At 58.6% G+C, this 15788-nt stretch carries 15 protein-coding genes; 9 read left to right on the forward strand and 6 right to left on the reverse strand.

All coding sequences use genetic code 11. The features are described 5' to 3' along the window. Positions 1 to 5 precede the first annotated feature (5 nt). Positions 6 to 506: an AAA family ATPase gene (locus tag AB4K19_RS11900; RefSeq protein WP_375228570.1), complete on the forward strand. Its 501-nt coding sequence runs from the start codon at positions 6 to 8 to the stop codon at positions 504 to 506. A gap of 21 nt (positions 507 to 527) precedes the next feature. Here AB4K19_RS11900 and AB4K19_RS11905 read toward each other — a convergent pair whose 3' ends face one another. From AB4K19_RS11905 to AB4K19_RS11930, 6 genes are all read right to left on the reverse strand, one after another. Beyond that, positions 528 to 1523 carry an ABC transporter ATP-binding protein gene (locus AB4K19_RS11905; protein ID WP_375228571.1) on the reverse strand — a complete coding sequence of 332 codons (996 nt, stop codon included), beginning with the start codon at positions 1521 to 1523 and terminating at the stop codon, positions 528 to 530. Further along, positions 1520 to 2551: a Gfo/Idh/MocA family protein gene (locus AB4K19_RS11910; RefSeq protein ID WP_436397697.1), complete on the reverse strand. Its 1032-nt coding sequence runs from the start codon at positions 2549 to 2551 to the stop codon at positions 1520 to 1522. Before AB4K19_RS11910 ends, AB4K19_RS11905 begins: the two co-directional genes overlap by 4 nt. Next, on the reverse strand, positions 2548 to 3348 hold the full coding sequence (locus AB4K19_RS11915; protein ID WP_375230884.1) for a carbohydrate ABC transporter permease: 801 nt from the start codon (positions 3346 to 3348) through the stop codon (positions 2548 to 2550). The genes AB4K19_RS11910 and AB4K19_RS11915 overlap by 4 nt, the downstream gene beginning before the upstream one ends. Positions 3349 to 3383: 35 nt before the next feature. Then, entirely contained in the window at positions 3384 to 4298 is a 915-nt protein-coding gene (locus tag AB4K19_RS11920; RefSeq protein ID WP_375228572.1) for a carbohydrate ABC transporter permease, read from the reverse strand. Positions 4299 to 4363: 65 nt separating this feature from the next. Further along, entirely contained in the window at positions 4364 to 5617 is a 1254-nt protein-coding gene (locus AB4K19_RS11925) for an ABC transporter substrate-binding protein (protein WP_375228573.1), read from the reverse strand. A gap of 23 nt (positions 5618 to 5640) precedes the next feature. Further along, the gene (locus tag AB4K19_RS11930; RefSeq protein ID WP_375228574.1) at positions 5641 to 6525 is read right to left on the reverse strand and encodes an N-acetylmuramic acid 6-phosphate etherase; all 885 of its coding nucleotides are present in this window, start codon (positions 6523 to 6525) and stop codon (positions 5641 to 5643) included. Between the two features lie 157 nt (positions 6526 to 6682). On the opposite strand from AB4K19_RS11930, the gene AB4K19_RS11935 reads away from it, so the two are divergent. From AB4K19_RS11935 to AB4K19_RS11970, 8 genes are all read left to right on the forward strand, one after another. Further along, positions 6683 to 7561 carry a BadF/BadG/BcrA/BcrD ATPase family protein gene (locus AB4K19_RS11935; RefSeq protein WP_375228575.1) on the forward strand — a complete coding sequence of 293 codons (879 nt, stop codon included), beginning with the start codon at positions 6683 to 6685 and terminating at the stop codon, positions 7559 to 7561. Further along, a complete protein-coding gene (locus tag AB4K19_RS11940; RefSeq protein ID WP_436397699.1) occupies positions 7558 to 8307 on the forward strand; it encodes a GntR family transcriptional regulator in 750 nt (249 codons plus the stop codon). Before AB4K19_RS11935 ends, AB4K19_RS11940 begins: the two co-directional genes overlap by 4 nt. A gap of 13 nt (positions 8308 to 8320) precedes the next feature. Then, positions 8321 to 9349, forward strand: a complete 1029-nt coding sequence (locus tag AB4K19_RS11945) for an SIS domain-containing protein (RefSeq protein WP_375228576.1) — start codon at positions 8321 to 8323, stop codon at positions 9347 to 9349. After that, positions 9346 to 10521, forward strand: a complete 1176-nt coding sequence (gene nagA / locus AB4K19_RS11950; RefSeq protein ID WP_375228577.1) for an N-acetylglucosamine-6-phosphate deacetylase — start codon at positions 9346 to 9348, stop codon at positions 10519 to 10521. Before AB4K19_RS11945 ends, nagA begins: the two co-directional genes overlap by 4 nt. A gap of 12 nt (positions 10522 to 10533) precedes the next feature. After that, positions 10534 to 11250 (forward strand): copper homeostasis protein CutC, encoded by a 717-nt coding sequence (locus AB4K19_RS11955; protein ID WP_375228578.1) that lies wholly within the window; start codon positions 10534 to 10536, stop codon positions 11248 to 11250. A 217-nt stretch (positions 11251 to 11467) separates the two neighbouring features. Next, positions 11468 to 12226, forward strand: coding sequence for a methanethiol S-methyltransferase (mddA, locus tag AB4K19_RS11960; protein WP_375228579.1), 759 nt, complete (start codon positions 11468 to 11470; stop codon positions 12224 to 12226). 604 nt (positions 12227 to 12830) lie between these two features. Continuing rightward, positions 12831 to 15140 (forward strand): cache domain-containing protein, encoded by a 2310-nt coding sequence (locus AB4K19_RS11965; protein ID WP_375228580.1) that lies wholly within the window; start codon positions 12831 to 12833, stop codon positions 15138 to 15140. A 2-nt stretch (positions 15141 to 15142) separates the two neighbouring features. Then, on the forward strand, positions 15143 to 15766 hold the full coding sequence (locus AB4K19_RS11970; RefSeq protein WP_436397703.1) for a response regulator transcription factor: 624 nt from the start codon (positions 15143 to 15145) through the stop codon (positions 15764 to 15766). The last annotated feature ends 22 nt before the right edge of the window (positions 15767 to 15788 follow it).

Consider the following 15788-nt stretch of genomic DNA (forward strand, 5'->3'; position numbering starts at 1 on the left):
AACGAATGCCGGATAACGGTCCCGTGCTTCATATGTTCTGCGGCAAGATAGCTGCGGGAAAATCTACCCTCGCCGCCAGGCTCGCCGAAGCGCCTGGCACCGTACTGGTCTCAGAGGACATCTGGCTGCATGGTCTTTATGCCGATCAGATGTCCACACTGCGTGATTTCGTTGAATATTCCGGCAGGTTGCGCAGTGTGCTGGCACCGCATCTGAGCCATCTGCTCGATGCCGGCGTTTCCGTTGTGCTGGATGCTCAGGCGAACACAGTGGCCTCAAGGCGCTGGATGATGGGCATCGTGCGCGAAGCGGATGTGTCCCACCAGCTGCATCTTCTGGATCCGCCCGACGATGTCTGTCTGGAACGGCTGCGTGCACGGAATGCGGCGGGCACACATGCCTTTGCCGCAAGCGAAGAACAGTTTTATCAGACCATGAGATACTTTGAGCCCCCTCTTGCAGAGGAGGGCCTGAACATCGTCAGGTACGACGGCTCGGCACAGTGACCAAAGCGTGACCGAGGCCGGTTATGCGATCCGCTGGCCGTCGCTGTCGAAATGGTACGCATTGTCAGGGTCAAACCCAAAACGCAGCGTCTGGCCCGCCTCAACGGTATGTTGACCAAACAGCCGCGCGGTTATCTGCTGGCTGTTCATTTTCGCGATGATGTTGGTGTCGCCGCCAAGATGCTCCACATGGCTGACACTTGCGGTCAGCGCGCCGCTGTCTGACAGAAACAGGTTTTCAGGCCGCACGCCCATCGTTCTTTCATCACTGCCACTGACCACGCTGGCCGGGAAAAAGTTCATCGACGGCGATCCCAGAAACCCTGCCACGAACTGATTGGCCGGATTGTTGTAAAGCTCCATCGGGCTGCCGATCTGCTCAACGCGCCCGTCGCGCAGCACGACGATCTTGTCAGCAAGCGTCATGGCCTCGGTCTGGTCGTGCGTCACATAGATCATCGATGCCCCAAGCTGGCGGTGCAGGTTCGCGATCTCGACCCGGGTGTTCATGCGCAACGCCGCGTCCAGGTTGGACAAAGGCTCATCAAACAAAAACAGCTTGGGCTCCCGCACAATGGCCCGCCCGATGGCAACCCGCTGGCGCTGTCCGCCCGAAAGCTCTGAGGGATACCTGCTGAGGTATTCCTCCAGATTGAGCATCCGTGACGCTTTTTCTACGCGCGCATCAATGACCGCTCGGGGTTGCTTTTCCTGTTTGAGCGCCAGCGTCATGTTTCCGCGGACGTTCAGATGCGGGTAAAGCGCGTAGCTCTGGAAAACCATCGCAATGCCACGTTTGGACGGGGGTGTGTGATTGACCTGCTCGCCGGCAATCTGCACCTCGCCCGACGTGGCATCCTCAAGCCCCGCGATGACCCGCAGCAGCGTGGACTTGCCACAACCCGACGGGCCGACAAACACGACAAACTCACCGTCCTCAACATCCATGCTGATGTCTTTCAGCACATGCACATCGCCAAAGGACTTATTCACACTGGTCAGTTTCAGGGCAGTCATGTGCTGGTCTCCTCAAGGGTAACAGGCTGGCCGGTCCGGATGCTCTCATCCGCTGCAAGGCATATCGCCAGCGAGCTGACCGCATCGGACATATGGCGGCCAAGGTCAAAGTCGTCACGGATCGCCTGCAGCATCCAAGCCTGCTCTGCATCACAGAGATCCTGGTGTCCCGGCTCACCCGGCATATCGATCACGCTGTCGCCGTCAGGCCGGTGCACAAGAATGCCCCCGACCCGCGTATGCCCGTCGATGTCTGCCGATGCGCCCTTATTGCCCTCGGTGATAGATACCGACCCGTTGGGGCTGACGATATCTTTCACAAAAAAGGCAGTCTCGGACATCATCGGGCCCCAGCCCGCCTCATACCAGCCGACCGATCCGTCATCGAAAGTCACCTGCAGCTGTCCGTAGTTGTACATATGCTGCGGGATTTCGGGCGAAAGACGCAGGCCGATGCCGTTGACACGCACCGGACGCGCATCTGTGATCTGGCACATGACGTCCACATAGTGCACGCCGCAATCCACGATGGGGCTGGTGGTCTGCATCAGCGCTTTGTGCGTTTCCCACTCAGCGCCCGATGACTGCTGGTTCAGGTTGAGGCGGAAAACATATGGCCCGCCGAGCCCCCTGGCCTCTTCGATCAGGCGCACCCAGGAGGGGTGATGGCGCAGGATGTATCCCACCACCAGTTTCCGGTCCGTCCGGATCGCAGTTTCAACCACGCGCTGCGCGTCCTGAACGGTCAGCGCGAGCGGTTTTTCCACGAAAACATGGGCGCCGGCTTCCATCGCGCGGCAGGCATAATCCGCGTGCGTATCTGTGTAGGTGGCAATCACCACGAGGTCTGGCTGCGCCTTCATCCCCTCGTCAAAACTGGCGAAAAAGGGATACTTCTGCAGTTCTTCCGGCAGGTCGACCGCAGATCGGTTAACAAGGCCAACAATCTGCGCATCCGGGTGATTGTGATGCGACAGCGCGTGGCTCAGCCCCATATTTCCCAGCCCGGCAATCAGTACACGGGTCATTTGACAGCTCCCGATGTGATCCCGCGGATCAGTTGCCGCGAGAAGATGACGTAAAGGCCAAGCACCGGCAGGATCGCCATGGAGAGCGCGGAAAGAACTGCGTTCCAGTCGGTCACGAACTGCCCGATGAAGACCTGGCTGCCCAGCGTCAGTGTCTTGGTTTCCTCAGCCGGAGCCAGGATCAGCGGGAACCACAGATCGTTCCAGATCGGGATCATGTTGAACACAGCTACCGTCGCCATCGCCGGGCGCACCAGCGGCAGAACAAGGCGGAAGAAAATGGTGTATTCAGACAACCCGTCTATCCGGCCTGCATTCTTCAGATCATCTGACACCTGGCGCATGAACTCCGACAGAATAAAGACGGCCAGCGGCAGACCCTGAGCAGTGTAGACAAGGATCAGCGCCCAGAGCGTATTGACCAGCCCGGTGGCGACCATCATTTCCAGAATGGCCACGGTACCGATGCGGATCGGGATCATGATGCCGAGCGCCAGATACAGCCCCATCAGCAGATTGCCGCGGAACCTGTATTCGCTTAGCGCATAAGCTGCCATCGCGCCAAACAGAAGCACAAAGAACAGCGAGGCCACGGTCACGATCATGGAATTCTGGAAGTAGAGGAAAAAGTCCCCCTGTTTCATCACCGTCTGATACCCGATCATTGAAAAGCTGTCGGCATCGGGCAGCGCCAGCGGTTCGCGGAAGATCGCCTTGCGGGTCTTGAAGCTGTTGATCAGGATCACGAAAACGGGGAAGAGCGCGATGAGCGTGTAGATGATCAGCGCACCATGCATCCCGATGGTGTTGAACGGATTGGAGCGGGCCTTGTTCACAGCTGGTACCTCCGCATGCGTGTCTGGATACCAAAGAGGTAGATACACACGCCGATCAGAATGATGGCAAACATGGCCCCGGCGATGGCGGACCCCATGTGAGGATCGCCGAGCTGCAACTGAAAGCCAAAGAAGGTGCGGTACATGAATGTACCCAGAATATCGGTCGAGAAAGCAGGTCCCGCGAGCGCGCCCTGGGCTGCATAGATCAGGTCAAAGGCGTTGAAATTACCCACGAAGGTCAGGATCGAAATGATTCCGATCGAGGGCAGGATCAGCGGCAGTTTGATCTTCCAGAAGGCAGAAATACCGGTGATACCGTCGATTTCACCCGCCTCAAGTATTTCCTCCGGGATTGAGAGGAGAGCGGCATAGATCAGCATCATCGGAATGCCCACGAACTGCCAGACGGACACGAGTGCAAGCGTGGTAAGCGCATATTCTTCTTTGCCCAGCCAGGGCGCGAAAAGGGACTTCAGACCCACGGCATCCAGCATCGAGGGCGCGATCCCCCAGATGGGCGACAGGATCAGTTTCCAGGCAAAACCGACAATCACAAATGACAGGATCGTCGGGATAAAGATCGCCGACCGGTAAAGTGCTGCAAAGCGCAGGCGCGGGTGGCTCAGAATTGCGGCCAGCGCGATCCCGATAGGGTTCTGCACAAGCATATGCACCACAAAGAACCAGAAGTTATTGCCCAGCGCGTTCCAGAACTGTTCTGACCAGATCGGATCAAAGAAGAGTGTCCGGAAATTTTCCAGCCCGACGAAGACGCGTGACTGGTCCACCTCGCTGTAGAGCGCGAGGCGCAGCGTGTTGAACAGCGGGAAAATCATCACGGCCGTGTAGACGAGAACGGCCGGCGCCAGGAACACAATGATGTGCCAGCGAATGCGTGGAGTCGGCATGGGGTTTCTCCGGGGATGGTGCCCGGGCGCCTCTGCGCCCGGACGTTCTGCAGCTTTGGGGAGGGTTACTGCTGCGGTTCGTACCAGCTGGCGAGACCAGTCTGGAGTTTCTGACCCAGCTCATCGGGCGAGGATGTGCCTTTGATGGCAGCAACCGAAGCGCCCCAGGTTTCATTTTCCAGGTTCGGCGTGCCACGGGACAGGATCTGGTAGGTCGAGCGGATGGTGCTCTCGCATTCGCTGCGCCAGCCGACGAATTCACGTGCCAGCGGATCCTCCAGTTCGACCGGTGTTTTCGACAGCGGGAAGAAGCCCGGCAGCGCATTTCCGAAAATCGACGCGAATTCAGGGCTGCCAACCCAGGCAAGGAACGTTTTTGCGGCGTCAGGGTTTTCCGTTGCCGCGTTCATGCCAATGCCGATGTCGGTGTGGTCCGAGATGTAACAGGTGTCGCCTGCGTTCTGCACCGGCGGCTTGAAAGCACCCATGGCAAAGTCGGCTTGCGCATTGAAGCCCGAAATTTCCCAGGACCCCGCCGGATAGATAGCTGCGCGGCCCAGCGTGAAGAGGTTCTGGCTGTCAGGATAGGTCTGCGCCTCATAGCCATCACCCAGATATTCACCCCAGCGCGCGAGTGTCTCATAAGGGGCAACCCAGACAGGGTCTGTCAGCTTTTGGTCGCCTGCGATCAGAGCACGACGGCCTTCTTCGCCTTTCCAGTAGTTCGGGCCGATGTTGTTGTAACCCATCGTGGCTGCTTCCCACTGGTCGTTGGTCCCCATGGCCATCGGGATATAGGTGCCGTCTTCCTTGATCACATCCAGTGCCGCAAAGAACTCTGCCTCAGTTGTCGGCACTTCGATGCCCAGCTCTGCGAAGGCGTCACCATTGTAGATGAACCCGTGGATTACAGAGGCCATCGGCACGCAGAATGTCGCTGATCCATCGTCGGACTGCCAGGCGGATTTAGCAACATCCGAGAAGTTGTCCATCGCGGACATGTCATCAAGATCCGCAAGGTGGCCTGCCTCAAAAAGCGCAAGCGAAGCGTCAAACGGGCGGCAGGTGATGATGTCACCCGCTGATCCCGCATCCAGCTTGGAGTTCAGCACAGCGTTGTATTCGGTCGGTGCAGACGGCGAAAAGACCACCTTGATACCGGGGTTCTCAGCCTCAAAAGCCGGAATGATCTTGTCCTGCCAGAGCGCGAGATCATCGTTCCGCCAGCTTTCGATTGTCAGTGTCACGTCCTGCGCCTGTGCCGCGGACGCCACCAGCGCCGTCGTCGCAAGTGCCATTGCCAGTGTTTTGCTTTTCATTGTTTACCTCCCAGAGTGAAAAGTTATGTGAGCCGCGCAAGAGCCGCGCGTAGGTTTGATCCGGTGTCGTTCAGAAGGGCCTGTGCGGTTTCCTCGCTCTGCCCGCGGGCAACGAGCACGGCGGGCTTGACCGCACCGCCTGTAGCGTCAAGAGCGGCCATCGCGCCCTCATGATCCACTGCGGCAATCCGGGCAACGATGCCGGCCGCGCGCTGGCGCAGTTTGATATTGTCAGCGTGCACGTTCACCATCATGCCGTCATGGACATGGCCAAGGTCGATGGCCATCAGAGTGGACATCATATTGAGTGCAATTTTCTGGGCCGTACCCGCCCCCATGCGTGTCGACCCGGACAACACCTCTGGCGGCGTCCGCAGACAAACAGGAACATTTGCAGCCGCCAGCAGCGCTGTATCCGGGTTGTTGGCAATCGCGATAATCTTTGCACGGGCCTTGCGCGCAATTTCCACGGCCGCAAGGGTGTAAGGTGTTGTTCCGCTTGCCGAAACCGCGATCAAGAGATCGCGGGATGACAGACCGGCCAGACCGGTCGCGAGGGCATGGGTATCATCTTCGGTCGCCCCCGGCATCTCCACACCATCCGGCAACCCACCCGCCATATGAATACGCAGCTGTTCAGCCGGTATCGAAAAGGTGCCGCCCAGCTCCATCGCATCAGATGCAGCCATCAGTCCGGATGACCCGGCTGCAACGTAGTGAATGACGCCGCCGGCTCTGATGGTGCGGGCCATGAGCTCTCCGGCTCCCGCGATGTCCCTGGTGCTGTCACAGACCGTCTGTGCCGCGGCCGCCTGTCCCGCAGCCAGAATGCGCGCAACTTCGTCAAGCGGCCGGGCATCAAGCCCATATGCTTCCTCATGCAGCGCTTCTGTTTGCGGTGTGTTCATCTGATTCCCCCAGCGATGCAAGTAAAGATACCTATTTAATACCTATTGTCCATTCTTTTCTTCACTCAACATTTTAATAGCTTTTTTGCCGAAAATTCGGGCATTTGGTCTGAATTAGGTCTTTCATAAGACTGATAGGTATTGTAATGGTATGTTTATGGATTTGCGACACACCAGACAGGCACTGGCCATAGATGGCGGCGGAACGCACTGCCGGGTTGCGCTTGTCGCCGATGGAACAGTCACGTCTGTCGAGACCGGGCCCGCCAACGTTTCCACTGATTTTTCAGGCGGCGTCAGGGAAATTCTGAGCGGCATTGATGCGCTTGCGAAACGCACCGGCATATCAATGGACAGCATAAGCGATACACCCGCTTTCGTGGGTCTCGCCGGCGTCACCGGACCGGAAATCGCCGACAGGATACGCGCAGCTTTGCCATTCCGTACAATCAGAACAGACGACGACAGGCCCGCTGCCCTGCGCGGCGCTTTGGGTGTCGGCGACGGGTTCCTCGTGCACTGCGGCACCGGATCCTTTTTCGGCGTTCAGCAGGATCGCGCAGCAAGGTTCGCAGGAGGCTGGGGGCCGGTGCTGGGCGATGAAGCCTCGGCACAATGGATCGGCAGGCTGGCACTGAGCGCTACCCTCGATACAACAGATGGCATCGCAGGGGACTCCGCGCTGACGAACGAACTTCTCGCGCATTTCGGAGATGCCGCCGGCATTGTCCGGTTTGCCCGCGAAGCCGCACCGGCAGATCTGGGTGAGCTTGCGAAGCTGGTTACGTCCGCAGCTGCCGACGGAGACGAAAATGGACTGCGCGTCATGCGCAAAGGTGCAGAACACATTGCGCAAAAACTGACAGATCTTGGATGGCACGCGGATATGCCAGTGTGCCTGACCGGCGGCATCGGCCCGTTTTTCGCCCGGCACCTGCCTGAACAGATGCGCCATTGTATCACGGCACCGAAAAGCACGCCGCTGGAGGGAGCCTTATCACTGGCAATGGATCTGGCATCGGAGGTCACCGCATGAATTCAGTAGAATTTCTGCGTCCTGAAAGCTGGCTGACCGATGGCGGAGGCCCCCGGTATGTTCAGCTGCGCCGGCGCCTGGAACAGGGCATCGGCTCAGGCGTGCTGCCCCCGAATTCCTCATTGCCGCCGGAACGGGAACTGGCAGATGTCACAGAGCTTTCGCGTGTCACAGTACGAAAAGCGATCCAGGAACTTGTCCGCGAAGGCGTGCTGGAGCAGCGCCAGGGCTCGGGAACATTCGTGCGGGAGGCCGTTTCGCGCGTGGAACAGTCGCTCTCGCGCCTGAGCTCTTTTACCGAAGATATGTCTCAGCGCGGCATGGAAACCACGTCGAAATGGCTGGAACGCGGCGTTTTTGCCCCGAACGCGCGGGAAGCCAGCGCGCTCAGCCTGGCGGAAGGGGATGAGGTGGCCCGCATTTACCGCCTGCGCGAAGCAGGGGGGCAGCCGATGGCGCTTGAGCGTGCATCCTTGCCGCTCGACATTCTGCCGAACCCGCTGGACGTCAAAACCTCTCTCTATGAGGTGCTTGGACAACTGGGACAGCGCCCGGTGCGCGCAATCCAGAAAATTTCCGCCATCAACCTCGGCGCTACAGAGGCCGGACTTCTCGGTGTTGTCGAGGGCGCAGCAGGGCTGTCCATTGAGCGCACCTCGTTTCTGGAAAGCGGACGCGTCGCGGAACTGACGCGCTCGATCTACCGGGGGGATGCCTATGACTTCGTTGCCGAACTCCGTCTTTGAAAGGCCTGATGCTATGACCTCCGACACGACCCGAATGCGTTCGGAAATTCTGGAAATTCCTGACGCGGTAGAACGCCTGCTGTCGCGTGGACAGTCTGATGTCGAAAAGGCCGCAGGTGCGGCACGGGAAGCAGACCCTTCGTTTTTTCTGTCCGTGGCGCGCGGCTCATCAGATCACGCCTGCACGTACCTTAAATATGTCAGTGAACTGCTCCTGAAACGACCCATGGCGTCCGTCGGGCCATCTGTAAAATCAGTCTACGGAACTGATCTTGCGGTGCCTGGCACGCTTTGTATTTCGGTGTCCCAGTCCGGTCAGAGCCCTGACATCGTCCGGATGACGGAAAGCCTCGCTGCAAATGGCGCCCTGACCGTTGCCATCACAAACGACCCCGGCTCAAGACTGGCAGGCGTGGCAGACAGAAAGCTGCCAATCCATGCCGGTCCCGAACTGAGCGTTGCGGCGACAAAGACCTTCGTGACCTCACTGGTGGCTGGTCTCTGGCTTATGGCGGAGATCAGACAGGACAATGACCTGATTTCTGCCGTACGTGCCCTTCCCGGTCATCTGAGCAATGCAACAGCATGTGACTGGTCCGAAGCCGCGGACAGCATCGACGGGTCATCGCTCTTTACACTTGGCCGCGGCCCATCCTGGGCCATCTCCAACGAGGCCGCGCTGAAATTCAAGGAAACCTGCCTGATCCACGCCGAAAGCTATTCCTCTGCAGAGGTGATGCATGGTCCGGTTTCAATCGTGGACCGCAGTTTTCCCGTTATCGCCTTTGCCGCGGGCGATGCGGCGGAGGAAAACGTGGCGCAAACAGCTGACGCGCTGGCAGACAAGGGCGCGCAGGTCTTTACCCTCGCCCGCGGTGCGCGGCGCGCGCGGCAATTGCCCCACGTGCGCACCGCACACTGGCTGACCGATCCGATTTCCGCAATTGTCTCCTTTTACGGCATGGTTGAAAACGTAGCCACAAAACGGGGGATCAACCCTGACACGCCGCGGCACCTCAACAAAGTGACCGAAACCGTATGACAGCGCAGACGGTGATATTCCGCAACGGCCGGATTTTCGACGGATCACAGCTGCATGATGGTGCGGCTGTCCGTTTCTCGGATGGTGTTCTGTCCGGCATAGTGACTGCCCCGGAGGATGATCCGGGCGCGTACGTGATTGACCTTGACGGCGATATCCTGAGCCCGGGTTATACCGACATTCAGGTCAACGGCGGCGACGGGCTGATGTTCAACGATGCCCCGACCACCGATACTTTGCGCCGCATGGCGCAGGCACACCGGTGGCTGGGCGTGACGCATCTGCTGCCAACGCTGATCACTGACACGCGTGACATCACACAAGGGGCAATTGATGCGGCATGCGCAGCCGTTGAGGAAAAGATCCCCGGCATCGCCGGGCTGCATCTGGAGGGGCCGCATCTGTCAGTGGCGCGAAAGGGGGCCCACGATCCGGCCCTGATCCGCCCGATGGAAGCGGACGACCTGGACCTTCTGCTGGAAACGGCCGGTAAGCTGCCGGTCCTGAAAGTGACCATAGCCCCCGAGAACGTGACAGAAGATCAGGTGACCGCGCTTGCCCGCGCCGGGGTGCTGGTTTCTCTGGGCCACACGGATGCTGATTTCGCCACCTGCATCAGGTTTTTCAAAGCCGGGGCGCGCTGTGCCACGCATCTGTTCAACGCCATGAGCCAGATCGGCAACCGTGAGCCCGGACTGGCGGGCGCTGCTCTGACGTATGGCGAGGCTTCCGCGGGCCTGATCGCAGACGGCATTCATGTGCATTCGGATGTCATCCGTATCGCCTGGCAGTCAAAACAAGGCCCCGGAAAACTGTTTCTCGTCAGCGATGCCATGGCTGTCGCGGGAACTGACACAGACGCCTTTCTGCTGAACGGGCGCAGCATTCTGCGTCGGGACGGCCAGCTCAGGCTGTCGGATGGAACGCTTGCGGGTGCGGATCTTGATCTGACAAAGGCGGTATCTGTTCTGGTCAACCAGGTTGGGGTGCCGCTGGACCAGGCGCTTGCGGCAGCCACAACCACGCCCGCCGGACTGTGCCGTATTCCCGGATGCAGCCTGCGCCCCAATGCGACCCGGATCAGTGAAGTGATCCGGATCAGGCAGGATCTGAGCGGCCTCGTACAACATACTGTGGATGCCCTCGGGCAACCTCTGGCGGACAAAGTTTAGAAAGCTGCTGCAATGGCACAACTCGAAGTCTGTGTGGACACATACGAAGGGGCCTGCAGTGCGGTTGCTGGCGGGGCCGCCCGCATAGAGCTTTGCTCCTCACTGTCGGAAGGCGGCCTTACACCTTCAGCAGGCCTCATGCAGGCAGCAGCGCAGCTTGTGGTGCCGTGTTTTGCAATGATCAGACCCCGAAGCGGCCTTTTCCGGTTTTCCGACGTGGAGGTCCGTATCATGCTCGCTGATATCCGGGCCGCGCGCGACGCGGGTCTGGCCGGTGTCGTGCTGGGCGTACAGAATGCGGCAGGCGGCCTTGATCTGCCCATTTTGCGTCAGCTCATTGAGGCCGCAGGGCCGATGGGGAAAACCCTTCACCGGGTCATAGATGTTGTGCCCGATCCGCTTGCTGCACTCGATCAGGCAATGTCGCTCGGGTTTGATCGGGTTCTTTCGTCGGGCGCGCAACCTCTGGCCCCTGATGGCGCCGACCTGATCAGGGAAATGGTCAGGCGGTCAGATGGGCAAATGTCGGTGATGCCCGGCTGCGGCCTGACACCAGAAAATGTCCGGTCGGTGCTTGAGCGTACAGGCGCTGATGAGGTTCACGCCTCCTGCCATGAACCTGTGCCAGGCGATCCGGCTTTTTCTGATTTCGATCCGGTTGGCGGACGGCAGCAGACATCGGCACGCGAAGTCGCAAGAATGGTGGCGGCGCTGAAAGGGCCTGGCTGACCAACCGGAACCTGCCTCCCCTGCCCCGGCGCGCAGACAGAATCTGTCTGCGACCCAAAACCCGGGACTTAGCGGATCACGATGCCTGGTTTTTTCACGCTGCGTGAAGACGATCACAGAAACGGCCTGCCGTCCTGGCGTAGGGGTGAGTCGCCCAACACCCGAGCGTATCTGTCCATTCCGGATGATGCGTGTTCGGGATAACCAGGAGCCCCTTGTGAAACGTCCCGGCCTCGTCATTTACGGCGTCACTGCATACATTCTTTTTAATGTCTCTTTTCTTTACATGATCGGATTTCTGCTGAGCCTGCCTGTGCCGAAGGCAATTAACGACGGCGATGCTGTGCCTGTGATCGCGGCTCTTGCCGTGAACACCGGTCTGATTTTCCTCTTCGGCTTTTTTCACAGCCTGATGGCGCGTGGCCGGTTCAAAAAATGGTGGACCACCATCATTCCCGCGGATGCTGAACGCAGCACCTATGTGCTGCAGTCAGCCCTGTTTCTTGCGCTGGCCATGTGGCAATGGCAGCCCCTTCCGGCAACGATCTGGGAAGTGAGTGGTGCTGGCGCGTGGATTGCCTACGGGATCTGCGGTCTCGGGGTCGCACTCGTGCTCGTTTCGACCTTCCTGATCGACCACTTTGAACTCTTCGGTCTGCGCCAGATCTGGTCGGCGCACAAAGAACGACCTATGCCCACTCCCGAATTCCGGGTTCCTTTTCTCTATCGGTTCGTGCGTCATCCGATGCAGCTTGGGGTGATTATGGTGGTCTTCGGAACACCAGTTATGACCGCAGGGCACCTGCTGTTCGCCGCTCTGATGGCGACCTACGTTATGATCGGCCTGTGGTTTGAGGAAAGGTCCCTCGTCAAAGAGTTCGGCGACAGATACCGGAACTACCAGCAGAACGTTCCGATGCTGATCCCCCGGCTGACACCTGTTTCACGGATGGCACTTCATGCGACACCCAGCTGATCTCGGCGCGCAGCCGGTTCCGGTACCGGTCGCCGACACTCTTTGCCTGACCCTGAAAAGGGTCAGCATACGGATGACCCTCAGGAACCGGCAGGGACACCCCGGCAGAAACCTGCCCCGCCCCTGAAACAACGCGATCCGCCGGGCCATTCCTCTGCCACTGCGCAGACCGCCCAGCGGCCCAGGCCGCAAAACGATGCTGCGGCCGTTGCCGGAGCCGGGCGCCCCAAAGCACGCCTTTCCAAGAAAAAACGCCGCATCAGGGCAATCTCTTGCCCGATGCGGCGCTGATCTTAAACGGCCCACTTAATAATATTTCAGAAGCCCGCGTCGGGATACGACGCTATGCCCAGGCAGGCCGGTACGAGCCTTAAAAACTCACCAAACTTCGAACGAACTTAGTTCGCAACTAATGACTTTGAACGTACACAGTGTGCTCCAGCACGTGCATAAGTGTAAGTTCGTGTCATTACCTAGGTAAAATTGCCTATACCGCTTCCGGGTATTGTTTAATGCCCGGGAATGATGCGAGGATCAGCGACCGCGCGCAGACACATTTACCTGCAGTGTGGCAAACCGGAAAGGAGCATCGGAGAAACCTGAAATGAAAACATCTTTGGGTCTTGTTCTCGCCTTGTGCCTTGCCGGCCTGCAATTTGTCGCGATCATTATCGTTATGTCGTCGTCGTACCTGACGTCCGAACGGGTTCTGCTGGACCATGCCCGCAGCCTGTTACGGGACGTCGGCTCCAACACAATCGCGCATTCCAAAGGTTTTCTTGGACCAGCACAGGGGGCGGCCGAACTTGCCGCGCGCATTGCCGAGAACCGGATTGTTGCGAGCGAGAACCAGGAGCTTCTAGAAAGGCTGCTGTTTCAGCAACTGCAGACGGCTCCACACCTCGCGGGCCTTTTCTATGGCGACGAAGATGGCAACTTTGTCTATGTGAAACACAGCGAACAACCGGCGCCGTTCCGCTCCAAGATCATCACCCGCAACGGGTCTGACCGCCGGATAGAACTGATCTGGCGCAATCAGGATTATGGTGTTGAGGCGCAGATCGAAGATCCGACCGACACTTTCGACCCGCGCGAACGCCCCTGGTACCGGCGCGCAGAAGCACAGCGCAGCATGGTCTGGACCGACCCCTATATTTTCTTCAGCTCACAGAACCCCGGGATCACAATCGCCGTACCGGTTGTGTCAGAGGACGGTGGCGTAAAAGGTGTTGTCGGCGTCGACATCGAGATCAGCGAATTGTCCGAGTTCCTGTCGGAGCTCAAGATTGGCGAAAACGGAACAGCACTGATCGTCAACCAGAACGGCGACGTTATCGCACATCCGAGACCAAACCTTCTGAAGGCTGTGAACTCTGATGGCACGTTCCGTTTTGCCGGGATTGAGGAGATTGAAGACGACATTGCACAGGCCGCTTTCGGCGATCTGTCACAGATGGAGGCCTTGCGCTTCGAAGAGGAACGATATGCCATCTTCAGCTATATGGGGGCCGATTATGTCTCCACCATTATGCCCACCATCAGCGAACAACTGCCCTGGACGATCGCCGTTTATGCGCCGGTTTCTGACTTTGTCGGCGCAATTGTTGAAAACCGCACCCGCAACCTTTGGGTGGCAGCGCTGGTGTCGGCCATCACCGGCATTATCGGCCTAATGCTGGCGACATTCATCAACCGTCCGGTGCGGGCATTTGCGGTACGCGCCGCTCTGATCTCTCAGGGGGAAATCGATCCGTCCGAGCCTATGCCAAAGACCTATAAAGAACTGGAACAGGCCAACGAGACTCTCACGGCCGAGATCAGGCAGCGCAAGTCGGCTGAGTACGAATACGGTCAGACCTTTGAGCTCTCCTCGCGCGGCATGGTGCAGATTGCGCCCGATACCGGGCGCTTCATCCGGGTGAACCCCAAGTTCGCGAGCATCACCGGGTTCACAGCGAACGAATTGCTGGACATGAATGCAGCAGATCTTTTTGCACCGGACGATCCGGAGACCTTTTCCGACATCGTCTCTGAAACTCTGGCAAACGGCGATTCCAGCATTGAACAGACCTGCAGGCGCAAAGACGGACAGATGATCTGGATCCGGATCAATGCCATCGTCATCCATGACGATGCCGGCCAGCCCCTGCATATTGTGGCCACCATAAACGACATCACCGAAACGAAGGACTCTCAGAAACAGATCGAAAAACTGAACCGCGATCTGTCGCATCTTGCGCGCGGGAAACTGCTGGGGCAGATGGCAGCCAGCCTGGCGCATGAGCTGAACCAGCCTCTGACCGCCATCACCCAGAATGCGGATGCGGCTTTGATGACAGTCAGTGAAAACGCAGACCATGACAGGGAGCTCACGCAAATCCTCCAGGATCTGGACCAGCAGGCACACCGGGCCGCTGACATCATCAAAGCTCTGCGGGGCTTTGCGCGGAAGGGCGAGGAATGGAAAACGCCTTTTGACCTTGAAGAACTGATCGGACAGACGCTTCATCTGGTTCAGGCCGAAGCCACAGAGCACGGCGTCAGTATCCGCGTGTCACAGCCCGACCTCCCACAGGTTCAGGGTATCCGCATTCAGATGGCGCAGGTCATCGTCAACCTGTTGCGAAACGCGATTGAGGCCATGGCAGATTCCGGCACACCGCAGAAGGACATCTGCATTTCTTCGGACGTACTGGAAGGATTTGTCCGGGTTTCAGTCGAAGACACAGGTCCTGGCGTCGATCCGGGCATTGATCTCTTTTCCCAGTTCGAAACCACAAAAGCCGACGGAATGGGGCTGGGACTGTCCATCTGCCGCTCTATAGTAGAGGCAGGTGGTGGCGAGATGTGGCACGAAACGACAGAACAGGGTGGCGCACGTTTCTGTTTTACAGTTCCGGTGGTGGAGCAATGATGATGGAGAATGACGTAGTTTTCATTGTGGATGACGACGAAGACATTCGTTCGTCCCTGAGCCGCTCTCTGACCACGCGGGGGTTTAATGTAGAAACCTTCGCGTCCGCCCACGAGTTTCTGGACGGCTTCAGTGATGAGCGTTCGGGGTGCATCGTGCTGGACTACGGCATGGCGGGAATGAACGGTCTTGAGCTTCAGAAAAAGCTCGTCGCCGAAAGCCGTGCATTGCCCATCATCTTTATCACAGGTCACGGCGGCATCCCTGAATCCGTGCTGGCCATGAAGGCCGGCGCCCTCGATTTTCTGGAGAAACCGTTCCGGACGGATGTGCTGGTCGAGCGCATCAGGCAGGCGCTGACAATCAGCTCAGCAAGCAGTGACGCGCGGGACAAAGCCGCGCGGGCCAGTGCGATGCTGGACACGCTGACCACCCGGGAGCGCGAAATCGTCGACATGGTCGTCGCAAACCCAGCCAACATCACAAGCAAGGAAATTGCTCGCGAGCTGCGCATCAGTCCGCGCACGGTGGATCATCACAGGGCCCGTATTCTCGAGAAAATGCAGGCGGGTTCGATGGCAGAGCTGATTGATCTGGCCATAGCGTCACAGAAGTATTCGGGCTGAAACCGGATTTTCTGTGCACGAG

This window comes from Roseobacter phycocola (genome assembly GCF_042055075.2).
In the GTDB taxonomy this organism is placed as follows: Bacteria; Pseudomonadota; Alphaproteobacteria; order Rhodobacterales; family Rhodobacteraceae; genus Roseobacter.